A 17,283-nucleotide genomic window follows, 5' to 3' on the forward strand; every position below is an offset into this window, starting at 1 on the left:
CTGTTAGATAAAAGGCGGGTATCTGATGAAAAAAAAGCAGCAGCCGCAGATTTCGGAGGACAAGATTTTGGAAGCCTCGTGGGAGCTTCTGGGAGAGGAGGGCATCGAGAAGTTCAGCATGAGACGATTGGCTGACCGTCTGGGGATTCAGGCCCCATCTCTGTACTGGTACTTCAAAAGCAAGCAGCAGCTCTATCTTCGACTGGCAAACCAGGTATCGCGAATCATCCTGGAGGAGTTCCATTCCAAGGGGGACTGGAAAGAGCAATTGGGAGGACTTGCGGTAACGATACGGGATGTGATTCGCAGGTACCCTTGCTCCGCGCAGCTCATGATGCTGACGCTGCCCCTCGAGCCGGACATGGTTCGGTTCACCAACCGTATGCTTCTCTGTCTGGAATCGGCCCCGCTTGCGGAAGAGCAGAAATTGCAGGCGGTTTTTACGCTGACGAACTACGTATTGGGATTCGTCCTGGACGATTATCAGGATGAGCGCAACTTCCAGGAGCAGGGTGAGGATGCGGCAGAGGAGATGATCCGCCTTCTGGACGCTATGAGTGAGACGGACGCGGGATTGTTCCGCAGGATGTACAAGAGCGGACTGTACGAATTGATGGGGACGGACGGGGCGTTCGAGTTTGGCTTGAAGCTGATTTTGTCTGGGATTGAGCAGGTGATCAAGGAGCAGGCGAAGGGAAGTGAATAGTGCCCGGCGCCGATCCAGCACTGGAGGAAAAATAAAAACCTCTTCGCAAAAAGCGAGGAGGGGAGGATGCACATGATGGCAAATTATTGGGGATACGGTTTGCCGTCTGCCTGAAACAGTTTGCGCACCATCGCGTACAGCTTGCCGGGCATGTCAGGAAAGACGAAGGAGTACTCGTTGGCACCGCTCGCGAGCAGCGCTACAGGCGCTTCGATGACGTAAGGAATTTTCATTAAATCGAGCATTTTTTTGTACTCGTCAACCATGGACTGGTCGACCGTATAATAAAACGATTTGGAAAGCTTCATACCGACACCCTCCTTTCTCCCTATTGTAACATAGGGCATGAAAGGAAAGAAACGAGACATAATAAATGTTATGTAACCTAGCATGCCGACCGCTTTCTCTCAGGAGGTCGTGTTGTTTGCCGGGAGTATCATGCACGTTCGTCTACATTGACTAACAAAAGGAAAGTAACGATAATGAAGAGTAGCATTTCCAAATTGCGACAGGAGGCGAACCAGGCGTGAATCCCAAATATGCCCGATTGTTTGAAGAAGTTCCTTTGAAATGCGGAGTTACGTTGAAAAACCGCATTGTCCTCGCTCCCATGACGCATCTGTCTTCCTGTGAGGATGGCACGATCTCGGATGAGGAGCTTGCGTATTACGCTCGAAGATCAGCGGGGGTGGGCACGGTCATTACGGCGTGCGCCTACGTGACGCCCAACGGAAAAGGATATGCGCGTCAATTTTCCGCGCACGATGACCGCTTTATTCCCGGTCTGAAACGGCTCGCCTCGACCATCCAGGAAAAAGGAGCCAAAGCGGTTTTGCAAATTTTCCATGGAGGTCGACTTAGCCCGCCTTCCGATGTGCCGGATGGCGTGCCTGTCAGCGCGAGTGCAGTGGCGAGCGAACGGAAAGGCGCCGTTGTGCCCCGCGCTCTCGAGGATGCGGAGATTGTGGAAATTGTCAAAGGCTTTGGCGAAGCTACGCGCAGAGCAATCGAAGCGGGCTTCGACGGCGTGGAAATTCACGGTGCCAACGGATATTTGCTCCAGCAGTTCTTTTCCCCGCACGCGAATCGACGGGAAGATCGCTGGGGTGGCACGGTGGAAAAACGACTCGCTTTCCCTCTGGCAGTCGTCGATGAAGTGCGCAAAGCGGTCGCGGCGCATGCGACCAAGCCGTTTATCGTCGGCTACCGCTTTTCCCCGGAGGAGCCGGAGACGCCAGGCATTACGATGGCAGAGACGTTTGTACTCATTGACGCTCTGGCCGGGCGCGGACTGGATTACTTGCATATTTCCGTCAACGACTTTTGGAGTACGGCGCATCGCGGCACGGACGATCCGCGCTCGCGGACGGAAATCATTTACGAGCGTGTGGGAGACAAAGTGGCGGTCATCGGTGTAGGGGGAATCAAAACGGCCGATGATGCTGCCAAAGCGTTGACATCCCGTGTTCCGTTGATCGCCATCGGACGCGCGCTGATAGTGGAGCCGGACTGGGTCGAGAAGGTCGCGGAAGGCAGAGAAGCGGAGATTGCGACGACGCTGACCAGAGACGATCAGGCGCGATTGGTCTTGCCGGACCCGCTCTGGCAGATGATCATCCACTCGCAGGGCTGGTTCCCCGTGGCAGCAGAGTCGGAAGAACAGTAAACAGTAAGCAGAAACGATTGGCAGGCTCGTCTAATGGACGAGCCTAAAGTACGTTGTGGTCCGATTCGCTTAGGAAGCGGCTGATGAGGGCATTGACCTTATCGGGATCATCCACGCTCGGGAAGTGGGCGGAGTTTGGCAGGGAGATGTGCCGGGAGCGCGGAAACTGACTTGCCAGCCGCTCCGCCGTCTGCAGAAAATCCGGATGGGGGAGCGAAACCGCCCGGGCACAGGAGAACGAGCCGCTCCACCATTTCCGGATAGGCGAGCGCGAATTCGACGGCGGCGTAGCAACCGAACGAAGCGCCGACCAGCGAGGCGTGCGGGACGTCCAGCTGCTGGAGCAAATCGTGCAAATCTTCGTACAGGGTAGAGGGACCTTCCGGAGCGGCTGACTGTCCCATTCGTCTCATATCACACCGGAGAACCTGAAACTGGCTGGAGAGCACGGACATCTGCGGCTCCCACATGCGGCTGTCCAGCGGATAACCGTGCAAAAAGACGATCGTGTCTCCAGAGCCGTCCATTTCGTAAAAAAACTCGGCCCCCTGACAGGCCATAAACCCTTTTCGTGCCATCGAATACACCCTTCCTTTAAGTGTAATTGCAAACGGGAAGCAAAAAGTGGTTCAGTAAAATGACGGCGATCATTTTCCGGAGGCGAAGGACGGAAAGCGGTCGTCGTTTTTATGAATAGGAAAACCCCTTCTGGAGTCAGGCGGCGAGCCGAGCTTTCGTGGACAGTCGCTACCTGTGCAGAAGGGGGATGCGGTCAGCGTTCTAGCTGCTGAAGAAGCTGCTGAAAAAGCTGCGGCTGGAATGCTTTCTTTTGTAATGCGAGCTTCCGTAGTAGGAATGGCCGTGACCGGAAGTGTGCCCGTGCGGACGGCCGTATCCTTTGTGATACTTGTAGTCACTGCTGCTGTACTTTCGGTAGCCGTGATGCGTGGAATGGTTCCCCATCAGGCTTTTCAGCAGTTTTTTCAGCATGCTCATCACTCCTTGAAGTATCGTTACGGAACAAGTGTTACCAAGGTATACGAACAGGCGGCGGGAAGGTTTCAGGTTTTCCCTGAAGGCAGCAGCCCGTCACGGTTTCGGATAGGCACCGGCGATCCGGTTGATGCGATTCGTCCAGATGCCGCCGGAAAATCCAGGCGGGATGCGCTGCAGGTCCTCGAGCGTATCGAAGCCGCTGGAATAATCGCCGCTGCCGGCTACCAGGATGACTCGTGTGTCGGCCTTGTCCATCCGTTCCATGAACTTGTTCGGCCACCCCCACAGCCACGGAGCGATCTTGTCCGGGATGTGCACCTGCGTCCGGCTGCAAGCCTCTGGCATATAGCCCGTCCAGCCAACTGCGATGTACGGGATCAGGCAGCTTTTGAGCGTCGCCATCGACATGACCCGAATATCCGGCAAATGCTCGTGCAGGGTCGCGATGGGCTCGTCCCCGCCGTATACGGTCAGGGAGGCTCGCCGCTCCGCAGGCAGGCGGGAGAGGTATTCGGCCAGCATGACTCCTTCTGCGGGATCATTGCTCTTTACATGGAGCAAAAAGGACTGCATCGGGAATTTCTCCATGACTTCATCGAATGAGGGCATCAGGCCGATTCCTTTGCCGCGAAAAGGATAGGTGGCGCCACCGTCCGCCGTGTAGTTGTAGCCAATGTCGAGCTTTTTCAGGTCGGACAGGGTGTAATCGCGGGTCACGCCTTGCCCGTTCGTGCGGCAGCCGAGCGTCCAGTCATGAAAGACGGCAAAGTGTCCGTCCTTGGTCGGCTGGACGTCCAGCTCCACGACATCGGCTCCGGCAGCGAAGGCGGCTTGCATGGAGGGAATCGTATTTTCCAGATAAGGGTGCTCCGGGGGATAAATTCTCTCCGCTGTACACGTCTCGTTTGTGATGCCTTCCATATGAAAGGTCTGCGCCATCCCGCGGTGCGCGAGGAGAAAAGGCGCACGCCCCGATGGCGCGGTCAGGAGCGAACTGTTGTTGACGTAGATGAATCCGATCAGCACGAGAAGAAACCAGAGGCTTTTGCGTTTCCAGATCGGCCTCTGCGGCTGTTTCCTGCGAGTGAACATGAGCGGTTCGTCACACCTCCAGAAAGTCGGATCGAATCTCCCTATTGTAGCAGAGGAAGACTGGCCTGAAAAATGGCGTACGGCCCATGGGCTTCTGGCACGCCCTTTCAGGACTTGGCATCCGGTTGAAAGACTGGCAAAATAAAAAGAAACATGAGCAAGGAGCTAGGAGGTTCCATGAAAATCGCACTTCATCAGATTGCCTATCAAATCGGGTATCATCCAAACGAGATGGCCAGGCTGGTGTACGATGGGGAAATTACCGGCGAAGTGCCTGGCAACAATCCTCAATCGAAGGACGCCTGGGTCGATCTGCATTCCTTGAGAAACTTCATCCAGTGGAGACGGGACCAAGGACGGATCGAAGCGATGTTTTACGACAAGGCGATTCGCCAAATTGACAAATATCTGCGTCGGTAGCAGCCGATGCGAGAAACGGAGAAAGCCGGTATGAAGACGATCTATTGTTTGGTGCCAAAAGGATACTGGCAGCAGTGGGAAGGGCGGGATCACTACCTCCCGCGCGACTACGAGCAGGAAGGATTCATCCACGCGACCAAAGGGGACGAGCTGCTGGGAAAAGTGGCGGACCGCGTGTATGCAGCCTATGAAGGCGAACTGTTTGCGCTCGTCGTCGATGAGGACAAGTCCGCTTCGCCCATCAAATACGAGCAGGCAAAGGACGGCCTTTTTTATCCCCATATTTACGGTCCGCTCAACCGCGATGCGATCGTGGACATCAGGCAGATGCAGCGCGCGGACGGACATTGGACGCTGGGGCAAAGCATCCTTTGACGAGGCGTTACCGATTGCTCCTTTTCAACAGGTCCCCCACCTGCTGACACATATTTTCTCCTGCGATGGCGCACAATGGTACAGGTGCAATCACCACGAAACCATGTGCAAAGGAGTGCCTGTAGAAGATGGCAAAACCGGATGATCGTTCAGACAACGTAGAGAAGCTGCAGGAGATGCTGCAAAATACGGAGGAGAACATTCGCGAGTCCCAAGCGTATGTCGCAGCGAACGCGAACGAAATTTCCGCTGAAGAAAGAGCGAACATCGAGGCGAAAAACAGACGCCGTGCAGAGAGCATTGAAGGCTTCCGCTCCGAGATCAAGGACGAAGCGTCCCAAAGCCAAAGCTGAATACACGCAAGAATGCCTGTTGCGCTTGTGCGACAGGCGTTTTTTTGTCATGAACAGATTCCATCCGGCAGAAGTGCAACTAGACATGATTTGTTTTGCGAAACGTGGTAATCTGTTAGAGGAACTATTTGAAAAAAGAGGAGAAAGACCATGAAACGACCAGAGGATACACGCGTCGTTGTCGGCATGTCCGGCGGAGTCGACTCCTCCGTGACGGCTTACCTGCTCAAGCAACAGGGATATGACGTCATCGGCATCTTCATGAAAAACTGGGACGATACCGATGAATTCGGCCACTGCACGGCGGAAGATGATTTCCAGGATGTCCGGCGCGTCTGTGAACAGATCGGCATTCCATACTACACTGTCAATTTTGAAAAAGAGTACATGGAAAAAGTCTTCCAGTATTTTTTGGATGAATATAAACGGGGGCGCACCCCCAATCCCGACGTCATGTGCAACCGGGAGATCAAGTTCGGCGAGCTGCTCGCCAAGGTCATGGACCTTGGGGCTGACTACATCGCGACCGGTCACTACGCGCAGGTAAAGGAAGTGGACGGCGAATTCAAGCTGATTCGCGGCGCAGATTCCAACAAGGATCAGACGTACTTCCTGAACGTGCTGGGACAGGCCCAATTGTCCCGCACGATGTTTCCCATCGGCCATCTCCCTAAAGCGAAAGTGCGGGAAATCGCCGAGCAGGCAGGGCTTGCGACGGCGAAAAAGAAAGACAGCACCGGCATCTGCTTTATCGGGGAACGGAATTTCCGCGAGTTTTTGCAAAACTATTTGCCGGCCAAGCCTGGCGACATCGAGACCGTAGAGGGAACCGTCATCGGCCGCCACGACGGCTTGATGTATTACACACTGGGCCAGCGCCAGGGACTTGGTATCGGCGGCGGGCACGGCACGACCGGGCAGCCCTGGTTCGTGGTCGACAAAGACTTGAAGCGCAATGTGCTGATCGTAGGCGAAGGCTCCGACCATCCCCGCCTGTATTCCACCAGCCTGTTCGCGACCGACGTAAGCTGGGTCAGCAGCAAGGAGCCGCCTGCTACGTTTACGTGTACGGCCAAATTCCGCTACCGCCAGCCAGATCAGGGGGTTACGGTCCATTTGCGAGAAGGCGGCACCGTCGAAGTCGTGTTCGATAAGCCGCAAAAAGCCGTCACTCCCGGCCAGGCTGTCGTCTTTTACGATGGCGAATACTGTCTGGGCGGCGGTACGATTGATCGAGTCACTTTGATGGACCAGGATAGCCGGAAGTAACGGGGGAGGGAACGCGGTGGACCCGACGAAAAAATCGAAAATCATTATCGTCTCCTTTTTGGCGGGAGCGCTTTTGCTGGGAGGGCTTGCCTACATGAGCATGGCCTCGACGAGCAAGGAACAGATGGCCACGATCAAAAAAGTGATCGAGGAAAACGGCGGGACCATCGTGGCCGGCGGCGTGACGGCCGTTCCGGTGGACGAGAGCCCGTTTGAGCGCAGCGGAAAAGGCAACACCATTTTCAGGATTGAATATACGAAGGATGGGAAGACATACACCGCCTGGTATCGCGCCGAAAACCATTCCTCTATTGTGAAAGAACCGGAAAAGTGGATTCTTCCCTGATGAGAGGGGAAATATCGGGAGAGTGAGGGAATAACATGACCGAATTTGCTGGACTCCGCGAGCTTGCCAGGCTCATTGCGCGGATCGAACCTGAGCTGGAGACAGCTTCCTTGAGCATATTGGCTCATGAACGAAAGGAAGAAATTTCCAATCTGCTGCTGGAGGGGCTGGGGGTGCGCATTCCGGTGCAGCACAGCTCCGGAGAGTACGCCAATCATCTGGCGATCCTTCGCGCAGGCGGCAACAAGTACACCTTTGCCCAAGACTGGCGGGAGGTGTACATCAGCGAAATCAATTTTTGCACATGCCGCATCCCCGCTGGCGCACACGGCCTGCTGGTGCATCACATCGACTATCCCGGCGTAATCTACGATGTGTCGCGGAAGCTGGCCGAGCACGAGATCAACATTTCCAAACTCAACGTCTCGCGGGAGCAAAAGGGCAAAAACGCGCTGCTCGTCTCGGTAACGGATGAGGAGATTACCCCGACAGTCGTAGCGGCGATCGAGGCTCTGCCGCAGATTACCAAAGTGCAATCCCTGCAATAATTTCTCATGTCGGCTTTGATTGGCGCACCGTCCGCAAACTCGCGGGCGGTGCTCTCTTTTTGCTGTCTGTGGGTACGGGCACGCTTGCGGCAGCTGCCAGCAAACTCTCGACTCTCTCTTGACGAACACGATATATTGAGATAAAGTAATTTCTGCCAACTACATATTGATGCGGATGGGTGTCTTGCCAGAAAATAACTGGGAGACTTAATAGGGAAGTCGGTGCGATTCCGACGCGGTCCCGCCACTGTGACAGAGGAGCTTCATTTCTCGTACAGGCCACTGATCGACCGGATCGGGAAGGCGAAATGAAGCCATGATACTGGAGCCAGGAGACCTGCCTAGCCGCTGACACGAAAACCTACGGGAGATAGGGGATGTGTTCGGGCGCTCGATTCGCTGTGCGAGTCGATTTAACTAACTGTGGATTTTTGCGCATTCGACATTCTCATGACGTCGAGTGCGCTTTTCTATTGCCGGGGAAGAAAGGATGGGGCAGATGCTCATCGCGTACGATTCCAAGACGGGAAACGTCCGTCGATTTGTCAAGAAGCTTGGTTTGCCGAGTGTAGAAATTGCCGGAGATATGGTGATTGAGGAGCCGTTTGTGCTGGTCACATATACAACCGGCTTCGGACAAGTCCCGGAAAAAGTGACCGCCTTCCTCAGAAGCAACCATCGCTATTTGCGCGGCGTCGCTGCCAGCGGCAACCGCAACTGGGGAGCGAGCTTTGCCAAAAGCGCGGATACGATTGCCCGCGAGTACGGGGTGCCGATCATATCCAAATTTGAACTGTCCGGTACTATCCGGGATGTTGAACATTTTACGAGCGGGGTGGCCAGGATTGCGGCATATTGAACTGAACAATGAATTAATGCAGCGGGGCGAAGACGGCTTTTACCAGCTGGAAAAAGACAGGGAGGCCGTGCAGGAGTTTCTGCGCGAAGTGGAAGCGAAGACGATGACCTTCGCCAGCGTGAAGGAACGTATGCAGTACCTGATCGAGAACGATTACTACGAAAATGTATACGAGCGCTATTCCGAGGAGCAGGTGGAGGAAGTGACCCGCTTGACGAAGGAAGCGCCGTTCCGGTTTGCCTCCTACATGGCGGCCTCGAAGTTTTACAAGGACTACGCGCTCAAGACGGACGACAAGGCGTACTATCTGGAGCAATATTCGGACCGCGTCGCGATCGTCGCGCTGTCGCTGGCACAGGGAGATTTTGAACGGGCGAAACGGCTTGCGGTGTCCATGATGGACCAACGCTTGCAGCCGGCCACGCCGACCTTTTTGAATGCCGGAAAGAGCCGGCGGGGAGAGATGGTATCGTGCTTTTTGCTCGAAATGGACGATTCGCTCAACTCGATCAACTACATTCTCGGGACGTGCATGCAGCTGTCCAAGATCGGCGGTGGCGTCGCCGTCAATCTGTCCAAGCTGCGCGGCCGGGGAGAGCCGATCAAAGGCGTGGAAGGTGCCGCCAAAGGTATCATGCCTGTGCTCAAGCTGCTGGAGGACGCCTTCTCCTACGCCGACCAGATGGGGCAGCGCAAAGGCTCCGGAGCTGCGTACTACAACATTTTTGGCTGGGATGTAGGCGAATTTCTCGACTGCAAAAAGATTAACGCCGACGAAAAAGCGAGGATCAAGACGCTGTCCATCGGTCTGATCGTCCCCAATATGTTCTACAAGCTGGCGGAGGAAGACAAGCCGCTGACCGTATTTGCCCCGTACTCGGTTTATAAAGAGTATGGCAGACACCTGGACGACATGGACATGGACGAGATGTACGAAGAGCTGCTCGCCAACGACCGCGTGAAGAAAAGAACGCTCATGAGCGCACGCGAGATGTTGACCAAGATCGCCATGGTCCAGCTCGAGTCCGGGTATCCGTACATCATGAACAAGACAAACGCCAACAGAAACCACGCCTTAAAAGACATCGGTTCTGTGAAAATGTCCAACCTGTGCACCGAGATCTTCCAACTGCAGGACACGTCGACGATCAACAACTACGGCGAGCCGGACATCATCCGCCGCGACATCAGCTGCAATCTGGCTTCGCTCAACATCGTCAACGTCATGGAGCAAAAAATGATCCGTGAGTCCGTCTACGAAGGGATCGAAGCCATCACGGCGGTCAGCGACATGACGACGGTGGAGAATGCCCCGGGCGTCCAGAAGGCGAACCGCGAGCTGCATTCCGTCGGGCTCGGCGCCATGAATCTGCACGGTTTTTTGGCGAAAAACAAGATCGCCTACGAGAGCGAGGAAGCCAAAGATTTCGCCCGTACCTTCTTTATGATGATGAATTACTACTCGCTGGAAAAGAGCATGCAGATCGCCCGGGAGAGGGGCACGACTTTCCTTGGCTTCGAGCAGTCGGAGTACGCCAAAGGCACGTATTTTGCCAAATACCTGGAAAACGATTATCGACCGCGGACGGAGCGAGGCAAGCAGCTTTTTGCCGGCATGCACGTGCCGACACCAGAGGATTGGGCAGCCTTGAAGCAGCTTGTCCAGACGTACGGCCTGTATCACGCGTACCGTCTGGCCATCGCGCCGACACAGAGCATTTCCTACATTCAGAACGCGACGTCGAGCGTCATGCCGATTGTCGAGCACATCGAGACGAGGACGTACGCCAACTCGACGACCTACTACCCGATGCCGTACCTGTCGCCGGAAAATTACTTCTACTACAAATCCGCGTATACCATGGATCAGTTCAAAGTGATCGATCTGATCGCCGAAATCCAGGAGCATGTCGACCAGGGCATCTCGACCGTGCTGCATGTGAACAGCAGCATCTCCACGCGCGAGCTGGCGCGTTACTACATTTACGCAGCCAAAAAAGGGCTGAAATCGCTGTACTATACCCGCACGAAGCATTTGACCGTGGAGGAGTGCATCAGCTGCGCGGTCTAGCGGGCGGCGAGCGATAGAGGGACGAACAAGCAAACGAGAGAGAAGAGGAACAACGCAATGAAAGCTGTCAATTGGAACAGGCCAGACGACGATTTTACGATGACCTTTTGGAACCAGAACATCATGCAGTTTTGGACAGATGATGAAATCCCCCTCTCCGACGACAAGATGTCCTGGATGGAGCTGACGGCAGCCGAGCGTGACACGTACAAAAAAGTGCTTGGCGGCCTCACCTTGCTCGATACCGTCCAGGGCGGCGTGGGCATGCCGAAAATCATGGAACATGTCGACGGGCTGCAGCGCAAGGCTGTGCTCGCCTTTATGGGCATGATGGAGCAAATCCACGCCAAGTCGTACAGCAGTATTTTCACGACGCTGGCGGCGACGGAGGAGATCGACGAAATTTTCAGCTGGGTGGAGCAAAATCCGCGCCTGCAGCTGAAGGCAAAGCTGATCTCCAGCCGCTATCAGGAGATCCGCACGCAAAAGGACTTGTACATGGCGATGGTCGCGTCTGTATTTTTGGAAAGCTACCTGTTTTACAGCGGCTTCTTTTACCCGCTTTATCTGGCCGGACAGGGCAAGATGACGAGCAGCGGGGAGATCATCGACCTGATCGTCCGCGACGAGAGCATCCACGGTCTGTACGTAGGCGTCCTGGCACAGGAAGTATTCGAGCGGCTGAGCGTAAGCGAGCAGCAGGCGTGCCGGGAGGAGCTGCATCAGCTGCTGGGCGAGCTGCAGCGCAATGAGGAAGCGTATACGACCGAGCTGTATACCGCCATCGGTCTGGCTGACGAAGTGCATGCCTACGTGCGGTACAACGCCAACAAAGCGTTGATGAATCTGGGGCTGGACCCCGTTTTCCCGGAAGAAGAGGTCAATCCGATCGTGCTCAACGGCATCCGCACGCATACGAAACAGCATGACTTTTTCTCCAAAAAAGGGAATGGCTACGTGCGTTCCATTCATGTCGAGCCGCTGACGGACGACGATTTCCGGTTTGATTGATCGGCAGCGTCCGCAAAGAGCCCGTTCCTGCCAGGGATTGGGTTCTTTGCTTTTCCGTCTAAAAATTGTACGGGTCGTTCGTTCCCGCTCTCCCTCCCTTCGCTCGGTGACAGGCTGTACCGGCAGCATCTCGGCGGCATTTCCATCCAGTCCTTTACCATACGCAAAGAAAACACGCCGCGTCGTTCCTCGCAAAACTCGGACAAAATGGAAAAGTGATGCTTTCCTGATAGTATTCAGAATGTTAAAATTTTTCAAAAGGAGGTAGACATGTGATGTACGATTTGAACGAGAATTTGAAGCGTAGTGCCCAGCGATTCCCTGATCGTGCCGCGTACGTGTTCCAGGGCGAGAGCGTGACGTACGCAGAGCTGGATCAGCAGGTCGAGTATCTGGCAGCGGCTCTTGCGAAGCGGGGAATTGGGAAAGGGGATGCAGTGGCGCTTTTGCTGGACAATCGTCCTGAATTTGTAAGCGCTTACTATGCGATCCTGCGAGTGGGCGCAGCGGTCGTCCCGATGAATCCTATCTATACTCCGCGAGAGATCGGCTATATTTTGTCCAACAGCAAGGCAAAAGCGGTGATCGCTCTCTCCGCGCTGGAGAAGACCCTCTCCGCCTTGCGTCCGGAGCTTGCCGAGCTGCAGTTCGTCGTTTACACCGAACCGACTGGCAGCGAGCTGACGATCCCGCAATTGATTGCTGAAAGAGAGACGGAATTTGCCAGACCCGAGCGGCATGAAGATGATCTGGCTGTCATTTTGTACACGTCCGGCACGACCGGGCAGCCGAAAGGAGCGATGCTCTCCCACCGCAACATGGACTCCAATGCGGAGGCGATGGGCGTCTTGTTCGAGCTGGAGCCGGACGATCGGGTCGTGGCCGTGCTGCCGATGTTCCACGTCTTTTGCATGACGGTCTGCCTGAACGGACCCATCCGCGCCGGTGCGACCGTGCTGATCGCCCAGCGATTCCATCCCGCAGAGGTCATCGCGCTCATCCGCGAGCAGAAAGCGTCCTGCTTCGCGGGTGTGCCTACCATGTACAACTACATGCTGCAGACTCCTGACGCTGCGCGCAGGGACTTTGCGACCATCCGCGTGTGCTGCTCCGGCGGGGCTTCGATGCCGGTCGAATTGCTGCACAAATTCGAGGACAAATTCGGCGTGAAGATCATGGAAGGCTACGGTCTGTCCGAAGCGGCTCCGGCAACCTTGTTCAATCCGATTCGCGGCACGCGCAAGCCAGGCTCTGTAGGGATCGATCTGCCGGGCGTGAGCAACAAAGTCGTAGATCCGGAAGGCAACGAGGTGCCAAGAGGTGAAGTCGGCGAGCTGATTGTCAAAGGTCCCAACGTCATGCTGGGCTATCTCGGTCTTCCGGAAGAGACCAAAGCAACATTGAAGGATGGATGGCTCTACACCGGAGACCTTGCCCGGATGGACGAGGACGGTTACGTCTACATTGTCGACCGGAAAAAAGATATGATTCTCGTAGACGGCTACAACGTCTATCCCCGCGAGGTAGAGGAAGTGCTCTACCAGCATCCGGCCATCATCGAGGCGGCAGTGATCGGCGTGCCGGACGAAGTGCACGGCGAAGCAGTCAAAGCGTTCGTCGCCTTAAAGGAAGTCGCTGTCTCGCAGGAAGAGATCGTCGCGTTCTGCTCCGATAAGCTTGCGAAGTACAAGATTCCGCGGCAAGTCGAATTCGTCAAGGAGTTGCCGAAAAACAGCACAGGCAAAATTTTACGCCGCTCGCTCCGCAAATAGCGGGTGAAGCACGGTGCCGGGAAGTGCCGACAGGCTTCTCGTGGAGACCGAGCATCGGGTGAACTGCCCCCATCTGTTGGACACATCTGATAGCTGGGGGTGCAATTTTTTGCGGGTTGTCGGTAAACGGGTGGGTAGATGACATGGGTGCGTGCATTCCCTTGTTCTCATGCCTGAATGGCTGTATTGTAGTAAGTTAGGTAGAGCAAACTTGAAGCCAAGGGGGAAATTTGCGTGCAGGAAGTATCGGCGGAGCATTTCCGCCAAAAGCTCCAGGAAAAGGAGTCGTTTGCCCTGTTCATCTACACGCCGATGTGCGGCACCTGCAAGCTGGCGGAGCGCATGCTCGCGGTCGTCTGCGAAGCGCTGCCGCAAGTCGAAGTCTGCCGTATGAACGTCAACACGGCACCGCAGATCGCCGCCCAGTGGGAGATTCAGAGCGTGCCCGCACTGCTGCTGTTTTGTGCAGGTGAACTGCGCGAACGCCACTTTGCCATGCAGTCTGCGGGCTTTCTCTTTGAGCGGTTAAAAGGATTGCACTAGACATACACCTATTTCCTTCGCGCGGCATAAAAAAGAGTGAGACAGATTTGCGAAGGAGGAGGCGTATGCAGATTCATGTAGTGGAACGTGGCCAATCGCTGTCTGGCATCGCCGAAACATACGGGACGACTGCAGCGGAAATTGCGAGGGCCAACGAGCTGCCCGATCCTGCGAACCTTGTCATCGGACAGGCGCTGGTGATTCCGATTGAGGGCAGCTTTTACTGGGTGCGGCAAGGGGATACGCTGTACACGATCGGGCAGCGGTACAACATCAGTGCGGCAGAGCTGGCACGCGTGAACGGCATTTCCCAATACCGCCCCTTGCAGGTCGGACAAAAGCTGTACATTCCGCCGCGGCCGAGGCGAGCAGCTGATTTTAATGCGTATGCGGAGCCGCGGCGGCAGGTTTCCCAAGCGTTGGAGGACGACGTGCGCAGAGCGGCACCGCATTTGACATATCTGGCGCCGTTCAGCTTTCGCATCAGGCGCGACGGGACGTTGGCGCGGCCGCCGCTGAACAATTTTCCGGCGATCGCACGCGATAACCAGGTCGTGATGATGCTGGTCGTGACCAATCTGGAAGGCGACCAGTTCAGCACGGAGCTGGGCGGGCTGGTCCTAAACGATATGGATTTGCAAAACAAGGTACTCGATTCGGTCTTTGCTACGGCGCGAGAGTTGGGAATGGGGGACATCCACTTCGACATGGAGGCATTGCCCCCGTCGGATCGCGAGGCGTATGTCCGCTTTTTGCGCAGAGCCAAGCAGCGGGCACAGGCGGCCGGGATGATGATGTCCGTCGCACTTGCACCCAAGACGAGCGCGCAGCAGCAAGGAAGATGGTACACCGCCCACGACTATCGGGCGATCGGAGAAATTGCGGATTTTGTCGTCATCATGACGTATGAATGGGGGTACAGCGGAGGACCCCCGATGGCTGTCTCCCCAATCGGTCCCGTACGCAGAGTGCTTCAGTACGCCCTGACGGAAATGCCGGCGGAAAAAATCTTGATGGGGCAAAATTTGTACGGCTACGACTGGACGCTGCCTTTCGAGCCGGGGACGACGGCCAAGGCATTAAGTCCGCAGGCAGCAATCGCCCTGGCAGCGGAGCATCAAGTCGCTATCCAGTACGACTACCGGGCGCAAGCTCCCTTTTTTGAATACACGGACGATCAGGGGAGGCGGCACCAGGTCTGGTTCGAGGACGCCCGTTCCATCCAGGCCAAATTTGACCTCGTCAAGCGGCTCGGGCTGCGCGGCGTGAGCTACTGGAAGCTCGGGCTGCCGTTTCCGCAAAACTGGCTGCTCATCGAAAACAACTTTCGCGTACGCAAGCGTGCGTGAGGACAAAAAGGCGTGCAATCCGGCCGGGCTGCACGCCTTTTTTACGAAAGCGGGTCAAAAGTGCATGGCAGACTCGTCTCTCCAGTACAGCCGCAGCGTTTTCTTCCCCGCCGCAAACGTGGTATGATGGGAAAAAGAACTTGGAAGCGTCTGCGCCGGGAGGAGGGAAGAAGATGGGGGAATGCAAGCTGGATCACAGTGCGGAGGATGTGCAGAAAAAGCTGGCCGAGCAAGCGCCGTTTTTGCCGCAGCAGCAGGCAGAACAACTGCGCGCATGGCTGAAAGTCGAACGATCCCAGGAAGAACTGAACGAACTGTTTCACCTTTTGAAAAAATACGACCTGGCGACACAAGAGGAGCGCAAAGAGCGGGAAGCGAAAATGGCGCTGCTGTTGGGATAAAGCCGCTGGCAAACTGCTCGCCCTCGCTGGTTGGCTGCTGTTTTTTGAGCGGTTCTCTGCGCTGGCATAGCATATAGAAAGTGCGATTGGCTACCTGCAAAAAGGTAAGCGCTTCGCGTACATACGGCAACAGTTCGTTGGTTTCTTCACGTGTAAAATACTTATTGGACAAGGAGATCACCTCCAGTACCTATTCAACCCGCAACCTACAGCGGGAGAAAATGCCGGTTGCAAAGGCAACAGCTTTTGCATCGCGGAGCAAGGAGTCATGAAAATATGAAAGACAGATTGTACTATCAGGATGCCTACGTGCAGACGTTTACGGCAGACGTGGTCAAGCGGGGGACGGAAGCGGACGGAACTCCGTTTGTCGTGCTTGGCCAGACGGCGTTTTACCCGACAGGCGGCGGGCAGCCTTGTGATCTAGGGGTGCTCGGCGACGTAGCAGTCATCGATGTGGAGGAAGTCGAGGGAGAAATTCGACATCGGCTGGCGGCTACCTTGCCAGAAGACGTCGGAACGGTTGCTGGCCGGATCGACTGGGAGCGGCGGTTCGACCATATGCAGCAGCATGCGGGCCAGCATATTTTGTCCGCGGCTTTTCTGGAGGTCGCAGGGGCGGAGACCGTCGCTTTCCATTTGGGAAAAGAGCGTGTCACCATCGACGTGCGGCTCGATGAGCTGACGACTGTGGTGTGGGAGGCCGTCGAACTGCGCGCCAATCAGGTCGTGCTGGAAAACCGCCCGATTGAAGCCCGCTTCGTCGATGACGAGGAACTCGCGACGCTGCCGCTGAAAAAGCAGCCGACTGTGACGGAAAACATACGTGTGGTCATCATTCCGGAATACGACTACAACCCGTGCGGCGGGACACATCCGGCACGCACCGGCGAGGTCGGCATGATCAAAATTCTCGGCTGGGAACGCCATCGGGGCAACATCCGGCTGGAGTTCATCTGCGGCTGGCGCGCCCTGCGCGATTACAGCCGGAAGCAGGCGGCAGTGCGGGAAGCGGCCAGGCTGCTTATGACTGGCGATGCCGAACTCGTCGCCCAGACTGAGCGGCTCGTGGCCGAACGCGATGCGCTCAAGCAGAGTTTGCAGGAAAAAGAGAGGCTGCTGCTCGAAGGCGAAGTCCGCCAGCAGCTCGCACAAGCGGAGCGACTCGGAGCTTGCCGTCTGCTGCAGCTGACGTTTGCAGACCGTTCGATTCAACAGCTTCAGCAGTTTTCCCAGCAAGCTGTCGCGCAGGCGCCTGACGTTATCTGCCTGCTGGCCGCGACCGGCGAAAAGCTGCAGCTCGTGTTTGCCCGCGGACCTGAAGTGAGCGTCGCCGTCAATCAGTTGATGAAGGAGACGCTTCCCCTGATCGAAGGAAAAGGCGGCGGGAATCCGGCGATGGCACAGGGCGGCGGCCAGCCTGTTCGCCCTGCGGAAGAAGTGCTGGCACACGCAAGAGAGCAGCTGGAAGCCGCGCTGGCGCAAGGAAGCAAGTAACGAAAGTCA

Annotated in this window: 20 protein-coding genes and 1 riboswitch; of the genes, 16 read left to right on the forward strand and 4 right to left on the reverse strand. The window is 55.9% G+C overall.

The window, feature by feature from the left end; translation table 11 throughout:
- Positions 1–25 precede the first annotated feature (25 nt).
- Complete coding sequence (locus ACFSO0_RS16435; RefSeq protein ID WP_376881977.1) at positions 26–706, forward strand: TetR/AcrR family transcriptional regulator; 681 nt, start codon at positions 26–28, stop codon at positions 704–706.
- Positions 707–789: 83 nt separating this feature from the next.
- On the opposite strand, the gene ACFSO0_RS16440 is transcribed toward ACFSO0_RS16435, so the two are convergent.
- Positions 790–1,014 carry a hypothetical protein gene (locus ACFSO0_RS16440; protein WP_376881978.1) on the reverse strand — a complete coding sequence of 75 codons (225 nt, stop codon included), beginning with the start codon at positions 1,012–1,014 and terminating at the stop codon, positions 790–792.
- A 218-nt stretch (positions 1,015–1,232) separates the two neighbouring features.
- Here ACFSO0_RS16440 and ACFSO0_RS16445 point away from each other — a divergent pair, with 218 nt between their 5' ends.
- Complete coding sequence (locus tag ACFSO0_RS16445) at positions 1,233–2,372, forward strand: NADH-dependent flavin oxidoreductase (protein WP_376881980.1); 1,140 nt, start codon at positions 1,233–1,235, stop codon at positions 2,370–2,372.
- A gap of 107 nt (positions 2,373–2,479) precedes the next feature.
- Here ACFSO0_RS16445 and ACFSO0_RS16450 read toward each other — a convergent pair whose 3' ends face one another.
- The 3 genes from ACFSO0_RS16450 to ACFSO0_RS16460 all read right to left on the reverse strand — a co-directional run bounded on the left by ACFSO0_RS16450 (position 2,480) and on the right by ACFSO0_RS16460 (position 4,460).
- On the reverse strand, positions 2,480–2,950 hold the full coding sequence (locus ACFSO0_RS16450) for an alpha/beta fold hydrolase (RefSeq protein WP_376881982.1): 471 nt from the start codon (positions 2,948–2,950) through the stop codon (positions 2,480–2,482).
- A 202-nt stretch (positions 2,951–3,152) separates the two neighbouring features.
- Positions 3,153–3,362: a hypothetical protein gene (locus ACFSO0_RS16455; protein ID WP_376881983.1), complete on the reverse strand. Its 210-nt coding sequence runs from the start codon at positions 3,360–3,362 to the stop codon at positions 3,153–3,155.
- Between the two features lie 99 nt (positions 3,363–3,461).
- The gene (locus ACFSO0_RS16460) at positions 3,462–4,460 is read right to left on the reverse strand and encodes a glycerophosphodiester phosphodiesterase family protein (RefSeq protein ID WP_376881984.1); all 999 of its coding nucleotides are present in this window, start codon (positions 4,458–4,460) and stop codon (positions 3,462–3,464) included.
- A 177-nt stretch (positions 4,461–4,637) separates the two neighbouring features.
- Here ACFSO0_RS16460 and ACFSO0_RS16465 point away from each other — a divergent pair, with 177 nt between their 5' ends.
- From ACFSO0_RS16465 to ACFSO0_RS16530, 14 genes are all read left to right on the forward strand, one after another.
- Positions 4,638–4,880 (forward strand): hypothetical protein, encoded by a 243-nt coding sequence (locus tag ACFSO0_RS16465; protein ID WP_376881985.1) that lies wholly within the window; start codon positions 4,638–4,640, stop codon positions 4,878–4,880.
- Between the two features lie 30 nt (positions 4,881–4,910).
- Positions 4,911–5,255 carry a DUF952 domain-containing protein gene (locus ACFSO0_RS16470; RefSeq protein ID WP_376881986.1) on the forward strand — a complete coding sequence of 115 codons (345 nt, stop codon included), beginning with the start codon at positions 4,911–4,913 and terminating at the stop codon, positions 5,253–5,255.
- Positions 5,256–5,383: 128 nt separating this feature from the next.
- On the forward strand, positions 5,384–5,608 hold the full coding sequence (gene tlp / locus ACFSO0_RS16475) for a small acid-soluble spore protein Tlp (RefSeq protein WP_376881987.1): 225 nt from the start codon (positions 5,384–5,386) through the stop codon (positions 5,606–5,608).
- A gap of 150 nt (positions 5,609–5,758) precedes the next feature.
- Positions 5,759–6,877 carry a tRNA 2-thiouridine(34) synthase MnmA gene (mnmA, locus tag ACFSO0_RS16480; RefSeq protein ID WP_376881989.1) on the forward strand — a complete coding sequence of 373 codons (1,119 nt, stop codon included), beginning with the start codon at positions 5,759–5,761 and terminating at the stop codon, positions 6,875–6,877.
- 16 nt (positions 6,878–6,893) lie between these two features.
- Positions 6,894–7,223, forward strand: a complete 330-nt coding sequence (locus tag ACFSO0_RS16485) for a hypothetical protein (protein WP_376881990.1) — start codon at positions 6,894–6,896, stop codon at positions 7,221–7,223.
- 35 nt (positions 7,224–7,258) lie between these two features.
- On the forward strand, positions 7,259–7,771 hold the full coding sequence (locus ACFSO0_RS16490) for an ACT domain-containing protein (protein WP_376881991.1): 513 nt from the start codon (positions 7,259–7,261) through the stop codon (positions 7,769–7,771).
- Between the two features lie 160 nt (positions 7,772–7,931).
- A riboswitch (cobalamin riboswitch) is annotated at positions 7,932–8,130 on the forward strand.
- A gap of 140 nt (positions 8,131–8,270) precedes the next feature.
- The gene (gene nrdI / locus ACFSO0_RS16495) at positions 8,271–8,630 is read left to right on the forward strand and encodes a class Ib ribonucleoside-diphosphate reductase assembly flavoprotein NrdI (protein WP_376883235.1); all 360 of its coding nucleotides are present in this window, start codon (positions 8,271–8,273) and stop codon (positions 8,628–8,630) included.
- Positions 8,617–10,701 (forward strand): class 1b ribonucleoside-diphosphate reductase subunit alpha, encoded by a 2,085-nt coding sequence (gene nrdE / locus ACFSO0_RS16500; RefSeq protein WP_376881992.1) that lies wholly within the window; start codon positions 8,617–8,619, stop codon positions 10,699–10,701. Before nrdI ends, nrdE begins: the two co-directional genes overlap by 14 nt.
- Before the next feature lie 57 nt (positions 10,702–10,758).
- Positions 10,759–11,712, forward strand: coding sequence for a class 1b ribonucleoside-diphosphate reductase subunit beta (nrdF, locus tag ACFSO0_RS16505; RefSeq protein ID WP_376881993.1), 954 nt, complete (start codon positions 10,759–10,761; stop codon positions 11,710–11,712).
- Between the two features lie 275 nt (positions 11,713–11,987).
- Complete coding sequence (locus ACFSO0_RS16510) at positions 11,988–13,484, forward strand: long-chain-fatty-acid--CoA ligase (protein WP_376883237.1); 1,497 nt, start codon at positions 11,988–11,990, stop codon at positions 13,482–13,484.
- 234 nt (positions 13,485–13,718) lie between these two features.
- Positions 13,719–14,027: a thioredoxin family protein gene (locus tag ACFSO0_RS16515; RefSeq protein ID WP_376881995.1), complete on the forward strand. Its 309-nt coding sequence runs from the start codon at positions 13,719–13,721 to the stop codon at positions 14,025–14,027.
- A gap of 65 nt (positions 14,028–14,092) precedes the next feature.
- Positions 14,093–15,376, forward strand: coding sequence for a glycoside hydrolase family 18 protein (locus ACFSO0_RS16520; RefSeq protein ID WP_376881996.1), 1,284 nt, complete (start codon positions 14,093–14,095; stop codon positions 15,374–15,376).
- A 173-nt stretch (positions 15,377–15,549) separates the two neighbouring features.
- Positions 15,550–15,777 carry a hypothetical protein gene (locus tag ACFSO0_RS16525; RefSeq protein WP_376881997.1) on the forward strand — a complete coding sequence of 76 codons (228 nt, stop codon included), beginning with the start codon at positions 15,550–15,552 and terminating at the stop codon, positions 15,775–15,777.
- Between the two features lie 276 nt (positions 15,778–16,053).
- Positions 16,054–17,274 carry an alanyl-tRNA editing protein gene (locus ACFSO0_RS16530; protein ID WP_376881998.1) on the forward strand — a complete coding sequence of 407 codons (1,221 nt, stop codon included), beginning with the start codon at positions 16,054–16,056 and terminating at the stop codon, positions 17,272–17,274.
- The last annotated feature ends 9 nt before the right edge of the window (positions 17,275–17,283 follow it).

The sequence above is a fragment of the Brevibacillus sp. GCM10020057 genome (genome assembly GCF_042683565.1).
Lineage (GTDB): Bacteria > Bacillota > Bacilli > Brevibacillales > Brevibacillaceae > Brevibacillus.

Coding starts and splice junctions, on each gene's coding strand:
- ACFSO0_RS16460 (WP_376881984.1), bottom strand. CDS start 4,460: ATGTTCACTCGCAGGAAACAGCCGCAGAGGCCGATCTGGAAACGCAAA.
- ACFSO0_RS16525 (WP_376881997.1), top strand. CDS start 15,550: ATGGGGGAATGCAAGCTGGATCACAGTGCGGAGGATGTGCAGAAAAAG.
- tlp (WP_376881987.1), top strand. CDS start 5,384: ATGGCAAAACCGGATGATCGTTCAGACAACGTAGAGAAGCTGCAGGAG.
- ACFSO0_RS16450 (WP_376881982.1), bottom strand. CDS start 2,950: ATGGCACGAAAAGGGTTTATGGCCTGTCAGGGGGCCGAGTTTTTTTAC.
- mnmA (WP_376881989.1), top strand. CDS start 5,759: ATGAAACGACCAGAGGATACACGCGTCGTTGTCGGCATGTCCGGCGGA.
- ACFSO0_RS16470 (WP_376881986.1), top strand. CDS start 4,911: ATGAAGACGATCTATTGTTTGGTGCCAAAAGGATACTGGCAGCAGTGG.
- nrdI (WP_376883235.1), top strand. CDS start 8,271: ATGCTCATCGCGTACGATTCCAAGACGGGAAACGTCCGTCGATTTGTC.
- ACFSO0_RS16465 (WP_376881985.1), top strand. CDS start 4,638: ATGAAAATCGCACTTCATCAGATTGCCTATCAAATCGGGTATCATCCA.
- nrdF (WP_376881993.1), top strand. CDS start 10,759: ATGAAAGCTGTCAATTGGAACAGGCCAGACGACGATTTTACGATGACC.
- ACFSO0_RS16490 (WP_376881991.1), top strand. CDS start 7,259: ATGACCGAATTTGCTGGACTCCGCGAGCTTGCCAGGCTCATTGCGCGG.
- ACFSO0_RS16510 (WP_376883237.1), top strand. CDS start 11,988: ATGTACGATTTGAACGAGAATTTGAAGCGTAGTGCCCAGCGATTCCCT.
- ACFSO0_RS16440 (WP_376881978.1), bottom strand. CDS start 1,014: ATGAAGCTTTCCAAATCGTTTTATTATACGGTCGACCAGTCCATGGTT.
- ACFSO0_RS16435 (WP_376881977.1), top strand. CDS start 26: ATGAAAAAAAAGCAGCAGCCGCAGATTTCGGAGGACAAGATTTTGGAA.
- ACFSO0_RS16530 (WP_376881998.1), top strand. CDS start 16,054: ATGAAAGACAGATTGTACTATCAGGATGCCTACGTGCAGACGTTTACG.
- ACFSO0_RS16455 (WP_376881983.1), bottom strand. CDS start 3,362: ATGCTGAAAAAACTGCTGAAAAGCCTGATGGGGAACCATTCCACGCAT.
- ACFSO0_RS16520 (WP_376881996.1), top strand. CDS start 14,093: ATGCAGATTCATGTAGTGGAACGTGGCCAATCGCTGTCTGGCATCGCC.